This is a genomic window from Mesorhizobium qingshengii (assembly GCF_900103325.1).
Taxonomy (GTDB): domain Bacteria; phylum Pseudomonadota; class Alphaproteobacteria; order Rhizobiales; family Rhizobiaceae; genus Mesorhizobium; species Mesorhizobium qingshengii.
The window spans coordinates 360,853-385,759 of the sequence record NZ_FMXM01000002.1 but is presented as its reverse complement, the minus strand read 5'-3'; the positions used below and the strand labels follow the sequence as shown (position 1 = coordinate 385,759).

22 protein-coding genes and 1 riboswitch are annotated in these 24,907 nt (G+C 62.3%); of the genes, 9 read left to right on the top strand and 13 right to left on the bottom strand.

The window, feature by feature from the left end; genetic code table 11:
- Nucleotides 1–63: 63 nt before the first annotated feature.
- A riboswitch (glycine riboswitch) is annotated at nt 64–150 on the bottom strand.
- A gap of 289 nt (nt 151–439) precedes the next feature.
- A complete protein-coding gene (locus BLS48_RS01950; protein WP_091575188.1) occupies nt 440–1,441 on the top strand; it encodes a hypothetical protein in 1,002 nt (333 codons plus the stop codon).
- Between the two features lie 57 nt (nt 1,442–1,498).
- Here BLS48_RS01950 and BLS48_RS01945 read toward each other — a convergent pair whose 3' ends face one another.
- Nucleotides 1,499–2,227 carry a GntR family transcriptional regulator gene (locus BLS48_RS01945; protein WP_091575624.1) on the bottom strand — a complete coding sequence of 243 codons (729 nt, stop codon included), beginning with the start codon at nt 2,225–2,227 and terminating at the stop codon, nt 1,499–1,501.
- An 8-nt stretch (nt 2,228–2,235) separates the two neighbouring features.
- On the bottom strand, nt 2,236–3,516 hold the full coding sequence (locus BLS48_RS01940) for a D-amino acid dehydrogenase (RefSeq protein ID WP_091575623.1): 1,281 nt from the start codon (nt 3,514–3,516) through the stop codon (nt 2,236–2,238).
- 219 nt (nt 3,517–3,735) lie between these two features.
- Between BLS48_RS01940 and BLS48_RS01935 the strand changes: the two genes are divergently transcribed.
- Entirely contained in the window at nt 3,736–4,530 is a 795-nt protein-coding gene (locus BLS48_RS01935) for a maleate cis-trans isomerase family protein (RefSeq protein WP_091575187.1), read from the top strand.
- A gap of 179 nt (nt 4,531–4,709) precedes the next feature.
- Here BLS48_RS01935 and BLS48_RS01930 read toward each other — a convergent pair whose 3' ends face one another.
- From BLS48_RS01930 to BLS48_RS01900, 7 genes are all read right to left on the bottom strand, one after another.
- Nucleotides 4,710–5,501, bottom strand: a complete 792-nt coding sequence (locus BLS48_RS01930; protein WP_091575185.1) for a molybdopterin-binding protein — start codon at nt 5,499–5,501, stop codon at nt 4,710–4,712.
- A gap of 1 nt (nt 5,502) precedes the next feature.
- Nucleotides 5,503–6,384, bottom strand: coding sequence for a cytochrome b/b6 domain-containing protein (locus BLS48_RS01925; protein ID WP_091575183.1), 882 nt, complete (start codon nt 6,382–6,384; stop codon nt 5,503–5,505).
- Between the two features lie 98 nt (nt 6,385–6,482).
- Entirely contained in the window at nt 6,483–7,163 is a 681-nt protein-coding gene (locus BLS48_RS01920) for a DUF1345 domain-containing protein (protein WP_091575182.1), read from the bottom strand.
- A 3-nt stretch (nt 7,164–7,166) separates the two neighbouring features.
- Nucleotides 7,167–7,637 carry a YaiI/YqxD family protein gene (locus tag BLS48_RS01915; protein ID WP_091575180.1) on the bottom strand — a complete coding sequence of 157 codons (471 nt, stop codon included), beginning with the start codon at nt 7,635–7,637 and terminating at the stop codon, nt 7,167–7,169.
- Entirely contained in the window at nt 7,634–8,395 is a 762-nt protein-coding gene (locus tag BLS48_RS01910; RefSeq protein ID WP_091575178.1) for a hypothetical protein, read from the bottom strand. The genes BLS48_RS01915 and BLS48_RS01910 overlap by 4 nt, the downstream gene beginning before the upstream one ends.
- A gap of 134 nt (nt 8,396–8,529) precedes the next feature.
- Nucleotides 8,530–9,099: an S-(hydroxymethyl)glutathione synthase gene (gfa, locus tag BLS48_RS01905; RefSeq protein ID WP_091575176.1), complete on the bottom strand. Its 570-nt coding sequence runs from the start codon at nt 9,097–9,099 to the stop codon at nt 8,530–8,532.
- A 68-nt stretch (nt 9,100–9,167) separates the two neighbouring features.
- Entirely contained in the window at nt 9,168–10,295 is a 1,128-nt protein-coding gene (locus BLS48_RS01900; protein WP_091575174.1) for an S-(hydroxymethyl)glutathione dehydrogenase/class III alcohol dehydrogenase, read from the bottom strand.
- A gap of 199 nt (nt 10,296–10,494) precedes the next feature.
- On the opposite strand from BLS48_RS01900, the gene BLS48_RS01895 reads away from it, so the two are divergent.
- Complete coding sequence (locus tag BLS48_RS01895) at nt 10,495–12,507, top strand: acetyl-CoA carboxylase biotin carboxylase subunit (protein WP_091575172.1); 2,013 nt, start codon at nt 10,495–10,497, stop codon at nt 12,505–12,507.
- Nucleotides 12,508–12,627: 120 nt separating this feature from the next.
- Nucleotides 12,628–16,155 (top strand): DNA polymerase III subunit alpha, encoded by a 3,528-nt coding sequence (gene dnaE, locus BLS48_RS01890; protein WP_091575170.1) that lies wholly within the window; start codon nt 12,628–12,630, stop codon nt 16,153–16,155.
- Between the two features lie 157 nt (nt 16,156–16,312).
- On the opposite strand, the gene BLS48_RS01885 is transcribed toward dnaE, so the two are convergent.
- Nucleotides 16,313–17,194 carry a DMT family transporter gene (locus BLS48_RS01885; protein WP_091575168.1) on the bottom strand — a complete coding sequence of 294 codons (882 nt, stop codon included), beginning with the start codon at nt 17,192–17,194 and terminating at the stop codon, nt 16,313–16,315.
- Nucleotides 17,195–17,368: 174 nt separating this feature from the next.
- On the opposite strand from BLS48_RS01885, the gene BLS48_RS01880 reads away from it, so the two are divergent.
- The gene (locus tag BLS48_RS01880; RefSeq protein WP_091575166.1) at nt 17,369–17,866 is read left to right on the top strand and encodes a hypothetical protein; all 498 of its coding nucleotides are present in this window, start codon (nt 17,369–17,371) and stop codon (nt 17,864–17,866) included.
- A 6-nt stretch (nt 17,867–17,872) separates the two neighbouring features.
- On the opposite strand, the gene BLS48_RS01875 is transcribed toward BLS48_RS01880, so the two are convergent.
- Entirely contained in the window at nt 17,873–19,201 is a 1,329-nt protein-coding gene (locus BLS48_RS01875; protein ID WP_091575164.1) for a DNA polymerase IV, read from the bottom strand.
- 65 nt (nt 19,202–19,266) lie between these two features.
- On the opposite strand from BLS48_RS01875, the gene BLS48_RS01870 reads away from it, so the two are divergent.
- Nucleotides 19,267–19,842 carry a GNAT family N-acetyltransferase gene (locus BLS48_RS01870; protein ID WP_091575163.1) on the top strand — a complete coding sequence of 192 codons (576 nt, stop codon included), beginning with the start codon at nt 19,267–19,269 and terminating at the stop codon, nt 19,840–19,842.
- 102 nt (nt 19,843–19,944) lie between these two features.
- Nucleotides 19,945–21,489, top strand: a complete 1,545-nt coding sequence (locus tag BLS48_RS01865) for a hypothetical protein (RefSeq protein WP_091575161.1) — start codon at nt 19,945–19,947, stop codon at nt 21,487–21,489.
- A gap of 10 nt (nt 21,490–21,499) precedes the next feature.
- On the opposite strand, the gene BLS48_RS01860 is transcribed toward BLS48_RS01865, so the two are convergent.
- On the bottom strand, nt 21,500–22,153 hold the full coding sequence (locus BLS48_RS01860; RefSeq protein WP_091575159.1) for a hypothetical protein: 654 nt from the start codon (nt 22,151–22,153) through the stop codon (nt 21,500–21,502).
- Nucleotides 22,150–22,449, bottom strand: coding sequence for a DUF3572 domain-containing protein (locus BLS48_RS01855; protein ID WP_091575157.1), 300 nt, complete (start codon nt 22,447–22,449; stop codon nt 22,150–22,152). The genes BLS48_RS01860 and BLS48_RS01855 overlap by 4 nt, the downstream gene beginning before the upstream one ends.
- Nucleotides 22,450–22,696: 247 nt before the next feature.
- Here BLS48_RS01855 and BLS48_RS01850 point away from each other — a divergent pair, with 247 nt between their 5' ends.
- Both BLS48_RS01850 and BLS48_RS01845 read left to right on the top strand, forming a co-directional pair.
- Nucleotides 22,697–23,068, top strand: coding sequence for a response regulator (locus BLS48_RS01850; protein ID WP_091575622.1), 372 nt, complete (start codon nt 22,697–22,699; stop codon nt 23,066–23,068).
- Between the two features lie 33 nt (nt 23,069–23,101).
- A complete protein-coding gene (locus BLS48_RS01845; protein WP_091575156.1) occupies nt 23,102–24,475 on the top strand; it encodes a PleD family two-component system response regulator in 1,374 nt (457 codons plus the stop codon).
- Nucleotides 24,476–24,907: the final 432 nt, after the last annotated feature.

Sequence of the window (24,907 nt, the reverse complement as noted above, 5' to 3'; positions counted from 1 at the left end):
GAACTCTGTCAGCGGCGCTTACACCTTCGGCGCGGGGGCAAGCCCCGACTTTCCAGAGTGTCTTTCCCGTCTACGGTTCTTTTGCCTGAGAGATTTCGGGCGATTTCCCCTTCGGCGACAGCTCTCGCTGCTCTCTCCCGCAAACAGGTAGGACTCAAACCTGAGCCCTCGACGCGCCATCCATAGCCCGTCGGCGACACCTTGTCACCTCCCAGCGACATCTAAAGCGCATCGCGCTGAAACGGATTCAGGCGATGCGCTTCAGCTCTTTGATTTTGGCGCATGTCGTTCTCCCAAAACCGCCGCACACTTTTGGGTGACATGCATTGGCCGACAAGTCTTCGCTAACCACGCCGTTTGCCGGTTTTTCAAGACACTCCTGATATACCGGCAGAAATGACGCTTTGGACCGGTTTCTGCTGGTGGCTGGGGACGACAAATGGGCGAATTGATCATGAGCGCGCCGGCGGCGGGGCTGACGTCGAAAAGCCGCATCGCCGCTGAAGACGTGGCCATGTTGCGCCACGAAGTGTTCGGCGACGGCGTGGTGACGCGCGGCGAGGCCGAGGCGCTGTTCGCTCTCGACGCCACGGCGCGGGAGAAATGCCCGGAATGGCCGCCGTTCTTCGTCGAGGCGGTTACCGACTACATCGTTCACCAGGAAAAGCCCTCCGGCTACATCTCGCAGGGCAATGCCGACTGGCTGATCCGCACGATCTCTCGAGACGGCATGGTCGACAGCCGCACCGAACTCGAATTGCTGGTGCATGTGCTGGAAAGAGCACGGTCGTCGCCGAGCCGGCTTTGCGTCTATGCGCTGGAGCAGGTCGCCCATGCGGTCATCGATGGCAAGGGACCGCTGATGCTCGGTGGTACGTTGGTTCCCGGACTGATCGCGAAGGCGGAGGTCGAGCTGCTGCGCCGCATCCTCCATGCCCATGGCGGCGACGGCAACATTGCCATCACTCGCGCCGAGGCCGAGGTGCTGTTCAGGATCAACGAGCGGACGGCCCAGGCCAACAACGATCCGTCCTGGAACGATCTGTTCGTCAAGGCGATCGCCAATTTCGTCATGTGCTCGGCCGGCTATGAAGCACCGACGCGCGATGTGGCGCTGCGCCAAGAATCCTTCCTGGATCAGGCTGATCCGCAAATCGGCGACTTCTTCAGCCGCATGATGTCGGGTGGATTTGCCGGCCTCATGGAGGCCTATCGGTCCCCGGACGACATCGAAGCCGAATGGGAGGCCAAGAACAGGGCGGCCGAAGCATTGGCCCGTCGTGCCGAGACGATCGATGCCGGCGAAGCCGGGTGGCTGATCGAGCATATCGGCGTCGACAGGCCCTTGTACGAGAATGAACGCGCACTGCTGACGCTGATCAAGCACGCCACGCCGGAGATTCATCCGGCGCTGAAGCCGCTGCTCGACAAGGTCGCCTGACAAATATTGGGTTGCCTGACCAGTATTGGGTTGCCTGGCCAGTCCTGGGCTACCTGATCAGATCTGGTCGACGTCGATGTAGATCCGGGCCAGGCCTTCCCTGACGGTCGACATGGCATCGGCGACACTGATGCTGATGTGGTCATGCATGAGCCTGGCGGCCCTGTCGGCATCGCGGGCGATCATGGCGCGGGCGATGTCGCGGTGTTCGGTGTAGGTCGTCGACAGCCGCCGGTGCTTTTCCACTTCGATCTTGCGCACGAAATGGATGCGCGTGTTGATGCCTTCGAGCATGCGTGCCAGTTCGGAATTGCCTGACAGTCTGGCGATGCGGATGTGGAATTCTTCGTCCCTGGCTGTCAGTTCGGCGCTGGAAAACGCGTCCGCGCGCGCCATGGTGTTTGCCCACCAGTTGGCGAGCGCGGCGAGGTCCTCATCCGTGGCACGCTGGATTGCCAGCCTGACGGAACGCTCCTCGAGCACGATGCGCACGTCGGAAAGATTGACGACCTCCTCGACATCGAAGCCGCGGCAAAAGAAGCCGCGGTTGGTCTGGAAGGTGATGAGCCCCTCCGTGACCAGCCGCTGCAGGGCCTCGCGGATCGGGCTGCGGCTGACATTCAGCCTGGCGGCAAGCTCCACTTCGTTGATGCGTTCGTTCGGCTTGAAGCGATAGTCCATCGCCATCCGACGGATCTCCGCATAGACCCGCGGGCCGGTCTTGATCGGCTTGGATGCCAGCGCCGCGTTGTTGTCCTGGCTGCTTTGCCTGGTGGATCGGAGCATGGCGTCGGTCAAGCCTTTGCGGCGCTCGGCGCGGCGAACCGCACTTGTGCGGGGAGTATTCCGTCGAGGGCGATTGGCGCGGCGCGCCCGGCGATCAGATCGGCGACGATGCGGGCCGATCCATGCGCCATGGTCCACCCGATATGGCCATGGCCGGTGTTCAGCCAAAGGTTCCGGATGCCCCGCTGGCCCAGCACCGGCAGATTGTCGGGCGTCATCGGTCTGAGGCATGCCCGCATCTCGGCGCGATCATAGTCGATGCCGCGCGGGAACAGCTCCTGCGTGACGCGTTTCATGAAGGCGAAATCCGAAGGCTTGTGGCTGCGATCATAGCCGGCGAATTCCGCGGTGGCGGTAACGCGGATGCGTTCGCCCATCGGCGTGATGGCAACGAGGTTGTGCTCGTCGATAACGGGAAGTTTTGGAGCCAGGGCCTGGTCGACGATGGGAATGGTCAGCGAATATCCCTTGATCGGATAGATCGGCAGACCAAGGCCGATCTTGCGGGCGAGGATCGGGCTCTCCGCGCCCAGACACAGGACGTAGCTGTCGGCCACGACCTCACCCGTGTCGGTGGTCACCCGGGTGATCGCATCGTTGCTGCGTTCGATACCGAGGATCCTAGTGCCCGTCAGGATCTTGCCACCCCTCGACTCGACGATGGCCGCCAGGGCGCGCGTGAACTTGGCGGCGTTGCCGGTTTCGTCGGTCGGGCACAAAATACCACCGGCAATGCTGTCGCGCGACGAGGCAAGTGCCGGCTCGCGGTCAACGATTTGCTGCGCGTCGACAATGCGGATCTCCTGGCCGTCGGCTTCCAGCAGGCGCATGTTGGCGACACCCTTGTCGAGCGCCTCACGGCTGCGATGGAAGTAAAGGATGCCGGCCGACGTCCTGTCGTATTCCAGGCCTTCCTCCTTGACGACCGCCCGAAGGACCGATTGGGAATGAACCGCCAGGCGATGCTTGAGAAGGGTGTTGCGGCGCGCCTTGGCGGCCGTGCATTGCATGAGGAAGCGCAGCGACCAGGTGTAGAGATGGGGGTCGGCGGAGAGCCTGAAGCGAAGCGCCTGGTCTTCGAGGAACAGCGACTTCAGCAGGATTTTTGGCGCGGCTGGCGATGACCAGACGAAGGAATGGCCAGGCGCGATCATGCCTGCATTGGCCCAACTCGCGCCCTCGGCCACCTGCGGCGCCTGCTCGAGAACGGTGACCGCGTGGCCATCCTTTTGCAACTGATAGGCAGTGGTTATCCCGACAACACCCCCGCCCAAGATCACTACGCGCATCGCCGCCCCGAATGGCTGTCGTTTCATTGTCGACAATTCAATAGGAAGACGTCGATCGTTGTCAACGGCGCATGCATTGGCGACCGCGAAGTGATCCATTCAGACCAAAATTCACGCGGTTTTTGACCCTTCAAGCCTCAGGGGCCTCTTGACACCTCCGATATTGTCGCCGTTTTCTATTGTCGACAATTCGGATTGGCTTTTGGAAGGGGACTGGATTTGGACACCCCGGTTACACGCGCCGACGACACTCTCGTCCTCGACAAGGAACACATTCCATTCAAGACCGACGACGGTATCGGCACCCGCGCCAATCTCGGTTTGCTGGTCCTGCGGACCGATCAGACCATCGAGGACGAATTCCGCTACGCGCTGCCCGCGCGCGACGTCGCACTCTATGAGGCCCGGCTTTACAGCGATGTGGAGATCACGCCGGAGAACCTGATGAAGATGGCGGCGGTGATCCCCGGCACGGTCGGCCTTTTGCCCGACGTCAAATTCGATGTGATCGGCTTTGCCTGCACGTCGGGAGCGCTTGTCATCGGCGAGGACAAGGTCGCCGCGCGGGTCCACGAGGTGCTGCCCGGCGTACAGGTGACCAACCCGGTGACGGCGGCGCGCGCCGCGCTGGAGGCCCTGGGCGTCTCGCGGATCGCGCTGCTGACGCCCTACCTTGCGAAAATCAATCATTCGCTGCGCGCATCGCTGATGGCGCGGGGCATGGACATCCCGGTCATGGGCTCTTTCAACGAAGCGGACGACAATGTCGTGGCACGCATCACGCCGGCATCGGTCAAGCAGGCCATTCTCGAGATCGGCGCATCCAGCGAATGCGAGGCGGTGTTCGTTTCCTGCACCAGCATGCGTGTTGCCCGGATCGTCGAGGAGGTCGAGAAGGAGTTGGGAAAACCGGTCACCTCGAGCAACCATGCACTTGCCTGGCACATGCTGCGACTCGGCGGCATTGCCGAGCAGATCGCCGGAAAGGGCGAACTGTTTCGCCGCCCGCTGTAGGGGCGCTGGCGTTGGTGCCCAAGGGCAAGGGCTAGGCGCTGGCACCACCTGAGCGGAAATCATTCTCTGGTCCGGCGAACCTTTCGCTGCCGTCACGGTTCATGGCGAAAAGCCGGCCACCACGACCGATCAACAGGCCGTATTGGCGATGACCGTCTTTGGAGCCGACGTTTGGGGGATCAGATCCCGCCATACCAGTCGTAGCCATTGTCTTCCCAATAGCCACCGCGACCACCGCCGACATTGGCGAAGCCATCGACAAGTTCGATCTTGTAGAGATATTTCGGCATCTTGTAGCCGAGCTGGCGCTCGACACGGACGCGCAGCGGCGCGCCGTTCTCGACCGGCAGCGGCTTGCCATTCAGGCCATAGGCGAGGATCGTCTGCGGGTGGCGAGCATCGATCAGGTCGATGGTGCCGTAATATTTGATGTCGCCGGACAGGCTGCGATCGATCGTGTCGAGGCAATGGAACATGACGTAGCGCGCCTGCGGCTTGACCACCGCCTGGTCCAGCACCAGCGACAGCGGCGTGCCGGTCCATTTGGCGATGCAGCTCCAGCCTTCGACGCAGTCGTGGCGGGTGATCTGGGTGCGGCTCGGCATGTTCATGAGCTGCTCGCGGCTCAGCGACAGCGGCTTTTCGACAAGGCCTGAAACCTCCAATCGCCAGTCGGCGAAATTGTTGGCGAGCAGGCCCTTGTAGACATCGTCGTCCGGCGCCGTGACGCCGTTCGGCCGCTGCGGCTGACGGATGTCGGCCTCGGTGAATTCGGGCGCCAGCGCGTCGCGGCCGGCGAGCAGGCGTTGCGCGCGGTATGTCAGGCCATTGGCGTTTTCGAGGAAACTGCGCAGGCCGCTGCCGATGCTCAGCTGGCTGTCGAAGGCGTCGCAGCCCGACAGCATCATGCCTGAAGCGCCGAGGCTGGCCGCGGTCAGGAATTTCCGACGGCTGATCTGAAATTTCGCCATGTCACGCACTCCTCTGAGCGGTTTCGTCCTCATGTACCGGAGGGTCGGTGCGGTACCAGCCGGTGATGATGGAGCGCAGTTCGTTGATCGGGCCGGCGGCGAGGATCATCAGGATGTGAATGACGAAGAAGGCGACCAGCAGCACCATGACGGTGAAATGGATGGTGCGTGCGGTTTGTCTGCCACCGAGCAGATCGTTGAGGAACGGCAGCACCGAATTCATGCTTGGCGACATGGCCAGACCGGTGATGATCATCAGCGGCAACAGCACGAACAGCACGCCGCCATAGGCCGTCTTCTGCAGCGTGTTGTATTCGCGTGTGTGGTGGAATCTGAGCTTCGCATGGTCGACGATGTCCCGCGGCAACCGCTTGAGATCGTCGATGCGCGGGGCGAGGTCGCGGCGCAGATGGCCGTTGATCAGGCTGGCGACCAGCCAGACGAGCAAGGTCGTGGTCAGTATCCAGGCAAAGAAGAAATGCACGACACGCGCGGTGCCGAGATCGTAGTAGGACGGGATTGTCGCCCAGGACGGAAAGCCCCGCGCCGTCTCGTTGCCTGACGGACCCGACCAGCCGAGCACCCCGGTGGTGTCGAAGCGCTTGCCGAAGGCCTCGGTGTAGCCGCGCGGCCCGGCGTCGGTATTCTCGGCGCCGATGGCGAAGACGGTATTGTTGTACTGGAAGCCCGACTGCTTGCCGATATAGAGCTGCGGGCGGGCGTTGAAGATCTGCAGGCCGGAAAGCAGCATGAAGAACAGCGAGATGGCCCAAAGCCAATGCGTCAGCCGCGTCCAGCGCGATTGCCGGTAGATCAGCGTTTTGTCGCTCGAAGCGGGAACGCCCGGTCCGGCGGTGGATTGGCTTCTGGCAACGGATTCCATCTTTGTCTCGTCTCCCGGCCTCGCGGCGTGGCCTGCGCGTTCATTGTCCTCCTGATACGTAGCGATCCAAACCGATGTTTCATCCGATCACGGATTTATTACGAGTTGCCGAGGCTGACGGCGAGGTTGACGACGGCGGCGACGATAACCGTGTTGAAGAAGAACGACAGGATCGAATGGACAAGGACGACGCGGCGCATATGTGAGGTCGTTATGGCGGTGTCGGCGGTCTGCGCGGTCATGCCGATGACCGTCGCGAAATAAAGGAAATCCCAACCCTCAGGCCGTTTGCCGCCAGGAAAATCGAGGCCGCCGACCGGGATCTTCTTCTTGGTTTCGGCATCGATCGCATCGCCGTCCATCCAGTAGACATGGGCATAGTGGAGCGCTGCCATGGCATGGATGGTGAACCAGCCGAGCGGGATCGACAACAGCGCAAAGCTGAGTTCGATGGGGTCGCGGTCCTTGTGATTGATCAACTGGAACAGCAGGACGGTGGCAACGGCGACAACACCAAGCGTGACGGCAAAGATGCCGAGAACCGGCAGGTCGATCTCACGCGCATTCTTGCTCAGATAGCGGCCGGTGAGCAGCGGCATCTGGGCAATGACCAACACGACAAAGGCGGCGAAGAACACATTGGCGCCGATCAAAATCGAATAGGCAAGCGGCACGCCCGAGATGAGCGCGATCACGAATGCCGGTATGCCGACGCAGGCAGATATCGCGAACTGCATGTGCCGGTGCACTGGCGTCTTGATCGGCGTGTCGATCGTCATGGCTCAGCCCGGTGTGGGGGATTTGAGCGCCCGCCGCAAGATGCGGTCGAGTTCGCCAAGGAACCGCGAGCGGTCCTGCGGCGCGAAGCTGGCATTGTAGCCCTTGCTTTCGCCGGTCTCGCGCAGATGCTGCTTGAGGTCGCGCATCGCCACCGCCATCCCAATCGTTTCCGGGGTGAAGGGGCGCCCAGTGGGTCCGAGCACATGCGCGCCGAGCGCCACCGCGCGCGCCGCAAGCGGAATGTCGGCCGTCACCACGATGTCGTTGGCGCGCGCATTGTCGACGATCCAGTCGTCGGCGGCGTCGGCGCCCTTGGAGACGACGACATTGCGGATCATCGGATCGCGTGATGGCCGCAAGCCGCCATTGGAGACGTAGGTGACCACAACGCCATGGCGCTCGGCGACCTTCTCGACCTCGGCCTTGACCGGGCAGGCATCGGCATCGACGAGGATCTGAGGGCTGGAAGTCACTGGGCGGGCACAAGTCCAAGAAGCAGCTGCGTTACAATCGGGTCACGATCCACTAGCCCTTTTGGCTTGCGATCGGAAGTCACCGCAACCAACCTTGGCGTGTTCAGTTCTTGCATCCTTTGCAAGGCGGCCACGTTGTTAGCCGTTTCGGGAATTGACTGATCAGAAAAGCCGTAGAGCGAGCGAACAGGCGCCGGGTCGGTCCCGTGTATGGCATCGATGAATGGTTTTGCATTGAACAGTGGCACAGGCGACTGTTCATAGTCATCTTTGTCTGTCAGTTGCGAGAGGATCACATCCGCTCTGGCCGACGCGATGTAGGCCCCTCCGGAATCAGCTATTATAATCAACAGGTTGGGGTCGTAGTGAACGAGGACCGAGATGTATTTCGCTATGATATCTGCCCTGTAGTAGTCGCCTCTGCCCAACTGCAGCGACACGGCTATCGGTTGACCGAGACCAAGGTTGCCAACGATGCGCCTGAGGTCGTCCAGCCCGCCTTTGCCGTAAAGATCGCCGGAGACTTTAATGTGTCCCACCGGGACGATTGTCTTTTCCGCTTCTTGCTTGAATTTCGCGCCCCAGCCGCCGGGTCCCGCCAATTCGCTGATTTTTCCCGAGCCGATCCCATACGCAAGCAGCGGAATGATCATCAGCGCGATCAGCGTCGTGCTGTCGCCAAACGAAAATCGTTTGATGCTGTACGCGAGGCCTGTTCCTATGATCAAAACGCCGGCGGCAAAGAGGATCGGCAGCATCGTCTCCCCAACTGCTTTAAAGCATATCCGGGGAATTCATATCACATCTTGTCTTGTCGGTCTGTTCGGCTCTGGACCCTTCGGCGAAGTTGGAAAAAATCGAGGCGGGCGGGTGCAACCACCCGCCCGTCAGTTCACGCCGGCAAGACGCCGGACTTCTTGGCCGTCCAGGTGGCGATGTAGTCCATGAGAGCGGGGTTGAGGCAGTCGTAGGGTTCGAGCCCGATTGACCTCAGCTGTGCACGAATGCCGTCCATCCGCTTCGGGTCGACACCGGATTCGATGATCGAGGACACGAAAGCGGCAAAGCCCGGCGGCGACCAGCCGTCCTCGACGAAGCGTTCGGGGTGGATGAAGGACAGGCCCTTGAACGCATGATCGCGCTCGACCGGTCCATGCATGTGGACGCCGCAGCCGGTGCAGGCATGACGCTGGATCAGCGCGCTCGCGTCGACCACTTTCAGCTTGTCGCCGTTCTCGGTGACCGTGACGTCGCCCGTGCCCGCCACGGCAACAACCGAGAAGATCGCGCCTTCGGGCTTCCAGCACTTGGTGCAGCCGCAGGCATGATTGTGGGCGATCTGACCCTTGACCTTCACCTTTACCGGCTTGCTGGTGCAAGCGCAGACCAGCGTGCCGCCGGCAAAGCTGGCGCTTTCCTTGGGCAGGCCATTGTCGATTTTCGGATGCAGTTTCTCCGCCATTCTTTTCTCCTCCCAGTTTATGAACCACAGAGGTCGCAGGCCGGTTGGTCGGCGGCTTGTGGTCTTCCTCAGTAAATCACGACGCTTCGGATCGATTTGCCCTCATGCATCAGGTCGAAGCCCTTGTTGATGTCCTCGAGCTTCAGCGTGTGAGTGATCATCGGGTCGATCTGGATCTTGCCGTCCATGTACCAGTCGACGATCTTCGGCACGTCGGTGCGGCCGCGCGCGCCGCCAAAGGCGGTGCCCATCCAGGTGCGGCCGGTGACCAACTGGAACGGACGCGTCGAAATTTCCTGGCCAGCACCGGCGACCCCGATGACGACCGACTTGCCCCAGCCGCGGTGTGATGATTCCAGCGCCTGGCGCATCACCTTGGTGTTGCCGGTGCAGTCGAAGGTGTAGTCGGCGCCGCCGATCTGGTCAGCGCCGCGCTTGGTCATGTTGACGAGGTGTGGGACGACATCGCCGTCGATCTCCTTCGGATTGACGAAATGCGTCATGCCGAATTTTTCGCCCCAGGCCTTCTTGTCGTTGTTCAGGTCGACGCCGATGATCATGTCGGCGCCGGCAAGTCGAAGTCCCTGGATGACGTTGAGGCCGATGCCGCCGAGGCCGAAGACGACGGCCGTCGCGCCGATCTCGACCTTGGCCGTGTTGATCACCGCACCGATGCCGGTGGTGACGCCGCAGCCGATGTAGCAGATCTTGTCGAAGGGCGCGTCGGGATTGACCTTGGCCAGCGCGATCTCCGGCAGCACCGTAAAGTTGGAGAAGGTCGAGCAGCCCATATAGTGGAAAATCTTGTCCTTGCCGATCGAGAAACGCGATGAGCCGTCGGGCATGAGGCCCTGGCCCTGCGTGGCGCGGATGGCCGTGCACAGATTGGTCTTGCGCGACAGGCAGGACGGGCACTGCCGGCATTCGGGCGTATAGAGCGGGATGACGTGGTCGCCCTTCTTGACCGAGGTGACACCCTTGCCGACATCGACCACCACGCCGGCACCTTCATGGCCAAGGATAGCCGGAAACAGGCCTTCCGGGTCGGCACCGGACAGCGTGAACTCGTCGGTGTGGCAGATGCCGGTCGCCTTGATCTCGACCAGCACTTCGCCCTCGCGCGGACCGTCGAGGTCGACCTCCATGATCTCCAGCGGCTTTCCGGCGGCGACAGCGACAGCGGCGCGGGTTTTCATAAGACAATTCCTCCCAAGGCGATTTTACGCTCAAGCTTTCAGGTTTTGGCGATGCGATCAACTGGCAGCTGGTGCCGAAACTGGGCCACAGCGGCGAATTGGAATCGCAAATCGATTGAAAGGCAGTGATTTGCATGGTCGGCTTGACCCTGCAAGCACAGGCCATAAAAGGAACGGCCGACCGAGGGATGCTATCCGCATGTTCACCAAGATCCTGATTGCCAATCGTGGCGAGATTGCCTGCCGCGTCATCAAGACGGCGCGCAAGATGGGCATCGCCACCGTCGCCGTCTATTCCGATGCCGATCGCGACGCCGTGCATGTCGAGATGGCCGACGAGGCGGTTCATATCGGACCTTCGCCCGCCGCTCAGAGCTATTTGCTGCCTGAAAACATCATTGCCGCCTGCAAGGCGACGGGCGCGCAGGCCGTGCATCCCGGCTATGGCTTCCTGTCGGAACGGGCTGCCTTCTGCGAGGCGCTCGAAGCGGAAGGCATCGTGTTCATTGGCCCGAAACCGAAGGCCATCAAGGCGATGGGCGACAAGATCGAATCAAAGAAGTTCGCCAATGCAGCGAAGGTTTCGACAGTGCCGGGCTGGCTCGGTGTCATCGAAGATGCCGACCATGCCGAGAAGATCGCCGGCGAGATCGGCTATCCCGTGATGATCAAGGCCTCGGCCGGCGGTGGTGGCAAGGGCATGCGCATCGCCTGGAGCCAGTCGGAAGTGCGCGACGGCTTTGACCGGGCGCGCTCGGAAGCCAAGAGCTCGTTCGGCGACGATCGCGTCTTCATCGAGAAGTTTGTCGTCGATCCGCGCCATATCGAGATCCAGGTGCTGGCCGACGCGCATGGTAATGCGCTCTACCTCGGCGAGCGCGAATGCTCGATCCAGCGCCGCAACCAGAAGGTGGTCGAAGAGGCGCCGTCGCCTTTCCTCGACGCCAAGACACGCAAGGCCATGGGCGAGCAGTCGGTGGCGCTGGCCAAAGCGGTCGACTATCAGAGCGCCGGCACGGTCGAGTTCATCGTCGACAAGGACAAGAACTTCTATTTCCTTGAAATGAATACACGATTGCAGGTCGAGCACCCGGTGACGGAGCTCGTCACCGGCATCGATCTGGTCGAGCAGATGATCCGCGTGGCCGCCGGTGAAAAGCTCGCCTTGAAGCAGAGTGATGTGAAGCTGAATGGCTGGGCGGTGGAAAGCCGACTCTACGCCGAGGACCCTTACCGCAATTTCCTGCCATCGATCGGCCGGCTGACGCGCTACCGCCCGCCGGAGGAAGGACAATTCGGCGACATCGTCATCCGCAACGACACCGGCGTCACCGAAGGCTCGGAGATCTCGATGTTCTATGATCCGATGCTCGCCAAGCTGTGCACCTGGGCGCCGACGCGCATCGAGGCCATCGACGCCATGTCGGAGGCGCTCGACAGCTTCATTGTCGATGGCATCGAGCACAACATCCCGTTCCTGGCGGCGCTGATGCAGCATCCGCGTTGGCGGGACGGGCGGATATCGACGGCCTTCATCGCCGAGGAATACCCCGACGGCTTCGCGCCGATTGTACCCAACAGCGAGGAAAAGGCTGTTCTGGCGTCGATCGCCACCGCGGTGGAACTGCTGCGCCGTGATCGGCTCGACCGGCTGGGCGGGCGCCTTGCGCCGCATTCGGGCGTGCTCAAACGCGACTGGGTGGTGAAGATCGGTGAGGGCTATTTGTCGGCGTCCATCCTCGAAGGCATGATTTCCATTCCGATGGAGATCGATCTGTCGATCGAGGGTGGCAAGGTGCTGACCGTTTCATCCGACTGGCGGCCGGGCGATCTGATCTGGCGCGGCACGGTCGGCCAGCGCAAGGTCGCCGCTCAGATCAGGCCGGTTGCCAATGGCTTTCGCATCGCCTGGAAGGGCATGTCGGTGACCGCGCGCGCCATGCTGCCGCGCATCGCCGAACTTGAAAGGCTGATGCCGGAAAAAGTGGCGCCGGACACGTCGAACCTGCTGCTGTGCCCGATGCCCGGCCTCGTCGTTTCGATTGCCGTTGCCGAGGGCCAGGAGGTCAAGGCCGGCGAGACGCTGGCCGTGGTCGAGGCGATGAAGATGGAAAACGTGTTGCGCGCCGAACGCGACCTTGTCGTCTCGAAACTCAACGCCAAGCCGGGCGACAGCCTGGCCGTCGACGCGGTGATCATGGAATTCGCCTGAGATTGAACCGGGCAGGGCGCGGCAAGCCTGTGGTCAGAGGTCGCTTGTGCTGGACTGGTATCGCCCCGTCCCGGACAATACATCTCCATCGACTCAAGTCCTTCAGGCAGTACGAAAACCATGGCGGATGACAGACTTCCACGCGATCCCCTGAAACGCGAAGCCGCAATAGCGGCCGCGCGGCCAGAGGCGCCGGCGCGGCCCTTCATCCATCTACGCGTGCATTCGGCCTATTCGCTGCTGGAAGGTGCCTTGCAGATTGGCAAGGTGGTGGCTCACGCGGTCAAGGACGAGGCCCCGGCGATTGCCGTCACCGACACCAACAATCTGTTCGGCGCGCTGGAGTTCGCGCAGAAGGCGGTGAAGGACGGTATCCAGCCGATCATCGGCTGCCAGGTTGCGCTCGCCTTTTCCGGCGAGAACATCGACGGACAGCGCGACCGCAGACGGCAGGGTCCGGAGATGCGGCCGGTGGTCCTGATCGCCGCGACCGAGACCGGCTACTCCAATCTGGTCAGGCTGGTCAGCCGGGTTTACCTCGAAACACCACCGGGCGAGGCGGTGCACCTGACCACTGAAATGATGGAAGGCTATTGTGACGGGCTGATCTGCCTCAGCGGGGGGCCGCGCGGCCCCATCGGAATCGCGCTCAAGGAAGATCGCCGCGATCTTGCCGAGGCACGGCTTTTGACCCTCAAGGCGATGTTCGGCGATCGGCTCTATGTCGAATTGGATCGGGTTTCGGGTTACGATCGAATGATCGAGAAATCCTCGATCGATCTGGCTTATGCCCACGAATTGCCGCTTGTCGCCACCAACGAGGCGTTTTTCTCGGCGCGCGACGACTACGAGGCGCATGACGCGCTGATCGCCATCGCCGAAGGATCGGTCGTCGCCGCCGACAACCGCCGCCGGCTGTCGCCGGACAATTTCCTGCGCAGCCAGGCCGATATGGCCAGGCTGTTCGCCGACCTGCCGGAAGCGATCGACAACACGGTCGAGATCGCGCTGCGCTGTTCCTACTATCCTAAGAACCGCAATCCGATCCTGCCGCGCTTTACCGGCGGTGATGTCGCCGATGCCGATGCCGCGGTGAAAGCGGAAGCCGACGAACTGGCCCGCCAGGCGCATGAAGGGCTGGAAGCCCGGCTCGCCGCGCATGGTCCCACCCCGGGGTATACGATCGAACAGTATCGCCAGAGGCTGAATTTCGAGCTCGGCATCATCGAGAAGATGAAATTCCCCGGCTACTTCCTGATCGTCGCCGACTTCATCAAATGGGCCAAGGCGCAAGGGATCCCGGTCGGGCCCGGCCGCGGCTCGGGTGCGGGGTCGCTGGTCGCCTATTCGACGACCATCACCGATATCGATCCGCTGCGCTTCTCTTTGCTGTTCGAACGTTTTCTCAATCCGGACCGCGTGTCGATGCCCGACTTCGACATCGACTTCTGCCAGGATCGCCGCGAAGAGGTGATCCGCTACGTCCAGCAGAAGTATGGTCGCGACCAGGTCGGCCAGATCATCACCTTTGGTACGCTGCAGGCCCGCGCGGTGCTGCGCGACGTCGGCCGTGTGCTGCAGATGCCCTATGGCCAGGTCGACAAGCTCTCCAAGATGGTGCCGCAGAACCCGGCCAATCCGGTCAAGCTCGCCGACGCCATCGCCAACGAACCGCGCTTTGCCGAAGAGGCCGAGAAGGAGCCGATCGTCCAGACGCTGCTCGACATGGCGCAGAAGCTCGAAGGGCTCTATCGCCACGCTTCGACACACGCCGCCGGCATCGTCATTGGCGACAGGCCGCTGTCGGAACTGGTGCCGATGTACCGCGATCCGCGCTCGGACATGCCGGTCACCCAGTTCAACATGAAATATGTCGAGCAGGCAGGGCTGGTGAAGTTCGACTTCCTCGGCCTGAAGACGCTGACCGTTCTGGAGACAGCGGTCAAATTGATCCGCCGCCGCGGCATCGAGATCGATCTGGCGACGATACCGCTCGACGACCCCGAAACCTACGCCATGCTGTCGCGCGGCGAGGTGGTCGGTGTGTTCCAGGTGGAAAGTGCCGGAATGCGCAAGGCGCTGATCGGCATGCGGCCCGACTGCATCGAGGACATCATCGCGCTGGTGGCACTGTACCGTCCGGGGCCGATGGAGAACATCCCGACCTACAACGCCAGAAAGCATGGCGAGGAGGAGATGGCGTCGATCCATCCCAAGATCGACCATCTGGTGAAGGAGACGCAAGGCGTCATCGTCTACCAGGAACAGGTGATGCAGATCGCGCAGGAGCTTTCCGGCTATTCGCTCGGCGAAGCCGATCTTCTGCGCCGCGCCATGGGCAAGAAAATCCGCGCCGAGATGGACAAGCAGCGCGAGCGCTTCGTCTCGGGCGCGGTCGAGCGTGGCGTCGGCAAGCCGCAAGCCGACTTCATTTTCGACCTGCTGGCCAAGTTCGCCGACTATGGTTTCAACAAATCGCACGCCGCCGCCTACGCGGTGGTCTCGTACCAGACCGCCTACCTCAAGGCGCACTATCCGGTCGAGTTCCTGGCGGCGTCGATGACGCTCGACATGGGCAACACCGACAAGCTCGCCGATTTTCGCCAGGACGCGCTGCGCCTTGGCATAGAGGTTCTGGCGCCGTCGGTGATGACGAGCTTCCGCGCTTTCGAGGTGGGCGAGAACCGCATCTACTATTCGCTGGCAGCACTGAAGGGCGTCGGCGACGCGGCGGTCGAGCACATCGTTGCCCAGCGTGGCGAAAAACCGTTCAAGAACCTTGCCGATTTCTGCGAGCGGGTCGATCCCAAGATCGTCGGCAAGCGTGTCTTCGAGAGCCTGATCATGGCCGGCGCGCTCGACTGCTTCGGCCACGACCGCGCTTCCATGATGGCAGGCGTCGAGCGCATGATGGGGCTGGCATCGCTGGCGCAGCAGAACGCGGTGTCCGGTCAGCATGACATCTTTGGCGCCTCGCTCGGCGCCCAGTCGCAGGCGCTCAATCTGCCGGCGACGGACCCGTGGCTCGCCGCCGACCGGCTGCACCGCGAATTCCAGGTGGTCGGCTTCTACCTGTCCGCCCACCCGCTCGACGAGTACAAGGCGGCGCTGCAGAAGATGCGGGTGCAGAACTGGGCGGAATTCTCGGCCGCCGTCAAGCGGGGCGCCGCCGCCGGGCGTCTGGCCGGCACCGTCACCACCAAGCAGGAGCGCAAGACGCGCACCGGCAACAAGATGGGCGTCGTGGCCTTTTCCGATACGTCCGGCCAGTATGAAGCCGTGCTGTTTTCGGAAGGGTTGGCGCAATATCGCGATCTGCTCGAGCCCGGCCGTTCCGTCGTCATCACCGTTGCCGCCGAAGACAGGCCGGAAGGCGTCAACCTGCGCATCCAAACCGTGCAGTCGCTGGAGGACGAGGCAAGCCGTATCCAGAAGGCGCTGCGCATTTTTGTGCGCAGCGCGGCCCCGATCAACACGCTGGCTGGCCAGCTCGCCGTCAGGGGCGAAGGCCAGGTGAGCTTCGTGCTGATCAAGGAAGAAGGCGAGGGGGAAATCGAGATCGAACTGCCGAACCGCTACCGGATTTCGCCGCAGATCGCCTCGGCGATGCGCGCGGTGCCTGGCGTGGTCGAAGTGGAGCTGGTGTGATCACCAGTCTTTCCGGCAAACGGAAATTCACCTGGCGGCTCTTACCGCACTCGCCATGCAGTGCGAGCTGCAACGGCATGAGCCGGACGAGGTACCCTGCAAGGGCTGCGGGCAGGTTCTCAACATACCCGACGAAGGCATCTGACCAGCAGGAAGGCTAAGACGCTGCTATTTCCGCTGGTTTTGCCGATTTCCGCTGCAGATTGAGCAGGTTGCCCATCAGGATCAGCAATGCGCCGGCGGCGGTGAAGGCGTCGATCCGCTCCTGATAGAGCAGCCAGCCGATCAACGCCGACAATGGCACGCGCAGGAAATCCATCGGTGAAATGACGGTGGCGTCGGCGTAGCCAAGCGCGCGGGCCATGCAGAAATGCGACGACATTCCGCTGAAGGCGATCAGCAGGATCCATGGCCAGAGCTCCAGCGGCGGGTTGCGCCACGTATAGAGCGCCGGCACGAGGCCGACCACCGACTGGATGATCAGCATCCAGAAGATGATGCGCACGACGCTGTCCGTCCGCGTCAGCGATTTGACCATGACCACCGAGATGCCGAAGCAGACCGCGGCACCGAGCACGACGAGATGTCCCGGATCGACCGAACCGACACCGGGGCGAACGATGATCACCACGCCGATCAGCCCCAGTGCGATCGCCGCAAGCTTTGGGCGAGAGAGCCTTTCACCGAGGAAGCTGACCGCCAGGAGGGCCGTCCAGATCGGCGTCGTGAATTCGATCGAGATTAGCACGGCCAACGGGATCAACGTCAGCGCGTAAAGCCAGGCCGCCTGGCCGCTATAGTGGATGACGTTGCGGGCAATATGGGCAACGGGGCGCTGCGTGCGCATTGCCGCAAAGCCGCCGCTCATCATCACCAGCGGCAGAAGGATGAAGAAGCCGATCACCGAGCGCAGTTCCAGCACCTGGAAGACGTTGAGCTCGGCTGTCGTGGCGCGGCCGGCGACCGACATCGCCAGGAACGAGGCGATCGACAGCGCCATCCAGAACGCGGCCTTGGGGATGGAGGGGGTGGGTACCATGCCCGCTATGTCGCAGGCCGGAGCTCCTGCCGCAATCGCTAGCCGTTGCATTCTTCTGGGCCAGCCAGCGTTGCGAAACAGTCATGTCGCTGACGGAACCCGATACGGCAAGGGGCGTTGAGTCCCGATATTCGCCCGTGCTTTGCGGAACAACGCCGACAAGGAGAGCTTTCCATGAGACCATTCGCGCTTGCGAGCTGCCTGCTGGGTGCCGCGGGCGCGGCTCATGCCGACGAGACCAAATTTCTCCAGTCATTCCAGGGCAATTTCGCCGGCAAGGGCACAGTCCAGGTAACCACCGACGTACCGAACGTTGGTGTATCCTGCAACTTCAAGTCGAACGCGACCTCAACCTCGCTCTCGCTGGATGGCAGTTGCCGGGGTCTCGTCGTGCTGACGCGGGACATCAGCGCCAACTTGAAGGTCACAGATGCGAAATACAGCGGCGTCTATGTCGGGTCTCGTACGGGGCCGGCACAGCTGAACGGCAGCCGCTCGGGCAATGCGATCACTCTCGGCATCCGCTGGGCCAAGGAGATCAATGGCGATCGCAAGGCGCGGATGACGGTCGAGAAGAGAGGCGAGAACGGCATCCGGCTGACGGTCACCGACACCGACCCGAAAACCGGCAAGAGCGTGGTGACGAGCCGGATAGACCTGCAGCGCACCTGACGAGATTCACTCCTCGAGCGGCTCCGGCGGGTGGGCGTCGCGGCCTTTGCCGAACGTATAGCCGGTTTCCACCGCCTTGCGGCCGAACTTGTCGCGCAAGGCATCGATGGCGCCTTCGGCCATGGCGCGCTTGCGCGCCTGGACGTCGACCAGGTCGGGCGGGTCGGCCTTGTCGTCGTCAGAGAGGTCGCTGACGCCGATGCCGAGCAGCCGAAATTTCGTGCCATCCGTTTCCTTGCGCAGAAGCTCCACCCCGGTCTGAAAGATGCGGTCGGCAAGCCGGGTCGGGTCGCCAAGCTGGCGGTTGCGTGTACGCAGCTTGAAATCCTGTGTCTTCAGCTTCAGCACCACGGTGCGCCCGGCGATGCCGGATTTCTTCAGCCGCGCCGAGACTTTCTCCGAAAGCCCCCTCAGCACCGCGACAAGCTCATCCAACGAACCGATGTCGGTGTCGAAGGTGGTCTCGGCCGATACGCTCTTGGCATCCTGGTCGGGATCGACGCGGCGGACGTCCTCGCCGCGCGAAAGGCGATAGAGCCGGTCGCCCATCGTGCCGTAGCGGCGCATCAGGTCGCCACGATCCATCTGCTGCAACTGGCCGATGGTGCGGATGCCGTCACGCTCCAGCGTGGCGTTGAACGCCTTGCCGACCCCCCAGATCATGGTCACCGGCCGTGTCGCCAGGAAGCCGACCGCCTCTGCCTCGCCGATGACCGAGAAGCCGCGCGGCTTGCGGAAGTCCGACGCGATCTTGGCGAGGAACTTGCAATAGGACAGGCCGGCCGAAACGGTGATGCCGATCTCCTGCTCGACAGCCAGCGCGAACCGCGCCAGCACCACCGCCGGCGGCAGTCCGTGCAGCCGTTCGGTGCCGGCAAGGTCGAGAAACGCCTCATCGATCGACAGCGGCTCGACCAGCGGCGTCAGCGCTTGCATCATGGCGCGCACTTCGCGGCCGACGCGCACGTATTTTTCCATGTTCGGGCTGATCACGACGGCCTCGGGACAGGCTTCGAGCGCCTTGAACATCGGCATTGCCGAGCGCACGCCCTGGATGCGGGCGATGTAGCAAGCGGTGGAGACGACGCCACGCTTGCCGCCGCCGATGATCAGAGGCTTGTCCTTCAGCGCTGGGTTGTCGCGCTTTTCGATCGCCGCGTAGAAAGCATCGCAGTCGATGTGGGCGAGATGCAGCCGGTAAAGCTCCGGATGGCGCGCCAGCCTGGGGCTGCCGCAGCGCTCGCAGCGCCTGACGTCGCCGCGCTGAAACGTCAGGCAGTCGCGGCAAAAACCGTGATCGGGATTGTTGACAGGGGCCGCCATCGCTGCGAACATAAAGAGAACAGAAGCAATGGTACGACAGTGCAAGGCCAGCGACAAGGCTGGCCTGGGGAGAACGCATGAGCACGACCATAGCGCCGCTGGCGCCCGAACTTTGGGCGGATTTCGAGGACCTCTTTGGCAAGCAGGGTGCCTGCTATGGCTGCTGGTGCACGCATTTCCGGCTGGCGCCGGCGGTGCGCCGCGAAAGCAGCCGCGAGCGCAACAAGGACCACATCAAGGCGCGCATCGAAGCCGGCCCACCGCCTGGCCTGCTGGCATTCGAGGATGGCAAGGCGGTCGGCTGGATGCAGATCGGACCACGCGCCGACGTGCCCGAATGGAACAATCAGGGCAGGGGGTCGGCGCCGGTCGATCCTGCCGACGCCACGGATCCGGCCGTCTGGGCGATCTCCTGCTTCTTCATCCGCACCAGGGCTCGAGGCAGGGGCATCACGCACCGCCTCGTCGAAGGCGGCATCGACTTCGCCCGCGAGAATGGCGCGCGGCTGGTCGAGGCTTGCCCGATAGACCTGTCCCGGGATTCGCGTTCGATAGGGCTGTTCGTCGGCTCGTCACGGGTTTTCGAGAAGGCCGGGTTCGAGAGACTTGTGGAACGCAAGGCAGGCCGGCCGTTGATGCGGCTGGTGCTGTAGGCCATGCCATCGCGGTGCATTGTTGATCTCACCTTGCGGTTGTAGCGGTAATTTCATACCAGACGGACGAGGCATTCCTTTTTGGTCAAACGGAGATTTTGCGTGAACCGTGCCCTGTCGTTCGTTTTCCTGCTTGCGTTGAGCGCGCCTGCTTTCGGCCAGACCGTCGACAGCCAGGGTGCCAAGCAATTGTCCGATGACCTGTCCCGCTATGTCGGCAAGCAAGCCATCGACAAGGGCATTCTGAAGGTTTCGCTCGAGGGCGATGCCTACAAGATCGTGTTTGATTTCAAGGCGCTCGCCGGAGCGCTGCCGGACCAGAAGCTGCTGAAGTTCGACTTTGCGCCCTATGCCCTGATGGTTAGGCCGCGCAGCGATGGATCCTGGGATGTGTCGATGGATTTTTCGCAAAGCGCGTCGTTCGAGTTCAGCGGGCCGGAGGGTCTGCAAAGTACCGCGTTTTCGATCAAGGACGGCAAGGGCTCCGGTGTCTATGATCCCGGTCTGGCGGCCTTCACCAGCGGCACCAGTTCGATGGCCGGCATGACGATGGCATCGAAGGATGCCAAGCAGCACATGGAAGCCAGCACCGGCGCCGGCACTGCGACGATCGCCGCGACCAAATCCGCGACCGGCGGCGTCGATTTCACCACGTTGCAGAAGGTGTCGAGCTTCGTCGAGGCGATCAATTTCGACGACCCGGAGAGCGGGCTGAAATTCCCGGTTACCGTCAGGTCACCGGAATTGTCGGTCGAGGCCAGCGGCAAAGGGGTGCGGACAAAGCCGTTGCTCGATCTGCTGGCCTTTGCCGTCGCGCATGGTGACGAGCAAGTGCTCAAGACAAATCAGGCTCAACTCAAGTCGCTCTTGCTCGCCGCGCTCCCAGTATGGGAGCGCATCGAAGGCACCTATGGGTTCAAGGATTTCGCGGTCGAGAGTCCCATAGGCACGTTCGGCGCCACCAAGCTCAGCACGACCTTCGGCATGGATGGCATCGCCCAGAGCGGAACGTTGAGCTATGGGATCAAAGTATCAGACTTGACTGTGCCGCAGCAGCTCTTGCCTAGCTGGGGCGTGGCATTGCTGCCCACCGATATCGACCTGAACTTCGGTGGGGCCAATATCGATCTGGATACGATGGCCAGGAAGTCGATCGAGGCTTTTGATCTCGATAAAGAACCACCTTTGTCGACCGAGTTCGGAGACAAACTTGTCGCCGACTTCATGGCCAAGACGCCGAAGGTCGTCATCGGTCACAGCACGGTGAAGAACAAGGACATGGAAATCGCGCTGGAAGGCGAGATGACGTTCCCTGGTCAGGCGCCCGAGATGAAGCCTGATGCAAATCTGACCGTCGATGTGGCCGGTTTCGACAAGGTCGTCGCCAATCTGCAGGAGGCGGCGAAGTCAGAACCGGAGGTGGGGCAGTACGTGCCTGTCGCCTTGATGGTGAAGGGTTTTGCCAAGACGCTGCCGGACGGCCGTCTGGAATGGGTCGTCAACACCAAGGCCGACGGTTCGGTCACCGTCAACGGCGTCATGCTGAAGCCTGCCGATCCGGCCGTGGATGACAGCGTCGATGATGGTGACAGCGGAGACGATAGCGGTAACGACGATGGCGGGGCAGGGGCGAAACTGAACCCTTGATGGCTGGAATTTAGAGCCCCAGCGCGCTGGCGATCTTCGGCGCGGCTTCGCGCCAGTCCTGGACGACGATGATGTCGTCCGGCACCGGCGGCAGGAACGCGCGCAGCGAATTGTCGGCCATCAGATGGAACAGATGCGCGTCCGCAACCGAGCCGCGCGCCGACAGGAGATTGTGCGGCTGGTCGTCGACGAAGGCTATGCGCCGGCCCTTGGCACCGCGCAGCTTGGCCAGCGCCGGGCCCTTGGCCATTTCGGTGGTCAGGAGCGGGTAGTTCAGGCCGAGCGCATCCAGGTGGGCGCGGCGGGTGGAGCGATGCCTGTGTGGCATGGCGGTCAGCAGGACGATCTCGGCCCGCTCGCCTAGACCCGCCAGCGCGTCCGCGGCGCCGTCGGTTATGCTTTGCCAGTCGGCCTGTGCATCGAAGAATTCGCCGAGAAGCGCGGTTACCTCCGCCTGTTCGATCAGCCGGCCACTTTCCGTTTCGGCGATATTGCCGGTCAGCCGGAACGAGGCCAGAGTCAGGCCAAAGCCGCGCGATTTGAGGAAATGCGGGAACGGGCGGATGAATTCGAGCACGACGTCATCGACGTCGAGCACCAGCAGCGGCCGGTCGTCGGCAGCCAGTTCCTCGATCTGTCGCGCGGTTTCGGGATCATCGCTCATATGGAATGCTCGTGGTTGTCGTCGCCCAGCGGCAAAGCGCGCAAAGCCTTGCCGACGGCAGCGGGCGGCGTACCGGTTTCCTCGGCAAAGCGCATCAGCGTCGGCTCGTGGGCGAGAATGAACTGCAGGACACCGGCCATGAATCCCGGCTCGCTGGCGGCCTTGCGGATCGAATGCGCCTCTATGCCGGTGATCGCCAGAAAACGCGGCAACAGCTCCGGATCGGAGGCGACAAAGCTCAGGGCCTTTACGGCAATGTTTTCCGCTTCTTCGCGCATTGACGCTGCGTTTGCCATCACTACCTTCGGTGTGTGGAATGAGTCTCTCCCGCAGTAATGGCAAGAGTGGCTTGCGGCAAGCCATTACGGCGTGGCGCACCCTTTGGACGCGCGGGGGGTCGAGGTGGAATTCGCGCTGTTTCTCAGTCGCGGATTTCCGTTTCGTCAATCATATTGCCGTAAAGTGAAGCAGGGTTTGGTGCGTTCCGAGACAGAGCGCATGACGGCCACTTTCGAGCGGAAGGACGGCCGGGACGGGATATCGATGCCTAAGAAGGTCATGATCGTCGAGGACAATGAGCTCAACATGAAGCTCTTTCGGGACCTCATCGAAGCAAGCGGTTACGAGACCGTGCGCACCCGCAACGGTCTGGAAGCGCTCAATCTGGCACGTCAGCACCGGCCGGATCTCATCCTGATGGATATTCAGCTGCCCGAAGTGTCGGGACTGGAGGTGACCAAATGGCTGAAGGAGGACGACGAACTGCACGTCATCCCGGTCATCGCGGTGACAGCCTTCGCGATGAAGGGCGACGAGGAACGTATCCGCCAGGGTGGCTGCGAGGCTTATATTTCCAAGCCGATCTCGGTGCCGCGTTTCATCGAGACCATAAAATCCTATCTGGGCGATGCCTGATGTGCCCTTTCAGCCGAGCCGGAGCCTTGTGAAATGACTGCGCGGATCCTCGTCGTCGACGATATCCCTGCCAATGTGAGGCTGCTGGAAGTCCGGCTGCTGGCCGAATATTTCGAAGTGCTGACCGCCACCAACGGGCCGGATGCGATCGAGACCTGCGAGAACGGCAAGGTCGATGTCGTGCTGCTTGACGTGATGATGCCCGACATGGACGGGTTCGAGGTTTGCCGGCGGCTGAAGAGCGATCCGGCGACGTCGCACATTCCGGTGGTGATGATCACCGCGCTCGACCAGGTCTCTGACCGCGTGCGCGGGCTCGAGGCCGGCGCCGACGACTTCCTGACCAAGCCGGTCAATGACCTGCAACTGATGACGCGCGTCAAGAGCCTGGTTCGGCTGAAGTCGCTGACCGACGAGTTGCGGCTGCGCGCCTCGACCACGCGCAACATCGGCATCGAAGAGCTGCTGAGCCGCAATTTCGCGTCGGAAGACACCACGCCGAAAGTGCTTTTGATCGACGAGCGCAAATCATCCGTCGAGCGCATCCAGAAGATGCTGCGCGACCGCGCGGATCTCGACATCGCCAGCGATCCGCATGCCGGCTTCTTCCAGGCCGCCGAGACGCCCTATGAATGCGTGATGATCTCGACCGCCTTTGCCGATTTTGACCCGCTCAGGCTTTGCTCGCAGTTGCGCTCGCTCGACCGGACCCGCTTCATGCCGATCATCCTGCTGGCGGAGGAGGGCGAGGAGGAGCGCATCATCCGTGGCCTCGAACTCGGCATCAACGACTATCTGATGCGGCCGATCGACCAGCAGGAACTGACGGCGCGGCTGCGCACCCAGGTGCGCCGCAAACGCTACAATGACCAGTTGCGCGCCAGCGTCACCCAGACCATCGAAATGGCGGTGACCGACGGCCTGACCGGGTTGCACAACCGTCGTTACCTCGACAGCCATCTGCAGACGCTGTTCGACCGCGCCGTGGCGCGACGCCGGCCGCTGTCGGTCATGATCACCGACCTCGACCGCTTCAAGGCGATCAACGACACGTACGGCCATGATGGTGGCGACGAGGTGCTGCGGGAATTCGCGCGACGGCTGCGCAAGAATGTCCGCGGCATCGACCTTGCCTGCCGTTTTGGCGGCGAGGAGTTCGTCGTGGTGATGCCGGACACTGAGGGCGTGGTGGCCGAGAAGGTCGCCGAGCGCATACGCGCCGAAATCGCCCAGGCGCCTTTTGCGATCGGTTCGGATGGCAAGACCATCGAAGTTACAGTCAGCGTCGGCGTGTCGTCCGTGCTGAAGGGGGTGGATACGGTGGCGGCGCTGATGAAGCGCGCCGACCTGGCGCTCTACGAAGCCAAGAGCGGTGGCCGCAACCGCGTCGTCGCCAAGGCGGCGTGACGGCCAGCCCCGATTATCCAGTCAACCCGACAGGGTTACCTATTTACCTTAATCCAAGCGATTCGCGAGCCTTGGTTAAGAAACTGTTGATTTTCATAAGCTCTTGCGCAAGTGTGCTGGCCATAGAAGAAGGCGAAGCCGGCACGAGGGTAGACAGCCGGCTCGATCCCAAGAATACCCCATGATGCTCAGGTCCGCCGCATCTCCTGGGTCCGTGGGGTCGGCCGGCCGGCGCTGGCACATAGTGGCCTCCTCGTACCGCTGCCAAACGCCGACCGGCCCCCTTTTCTCCAAACCAAGACGTAAGGATTCCGTGCCAAGCCCCGGAAGACGCGGGGCTTTTCACATGCGCAAAATCTAAATAGCGTTTCACCGGATTGTCGCGGCTTCAGCCGCAAATGGCGCGCCGCTGCTTTCGCAAGAGGCGGTTTT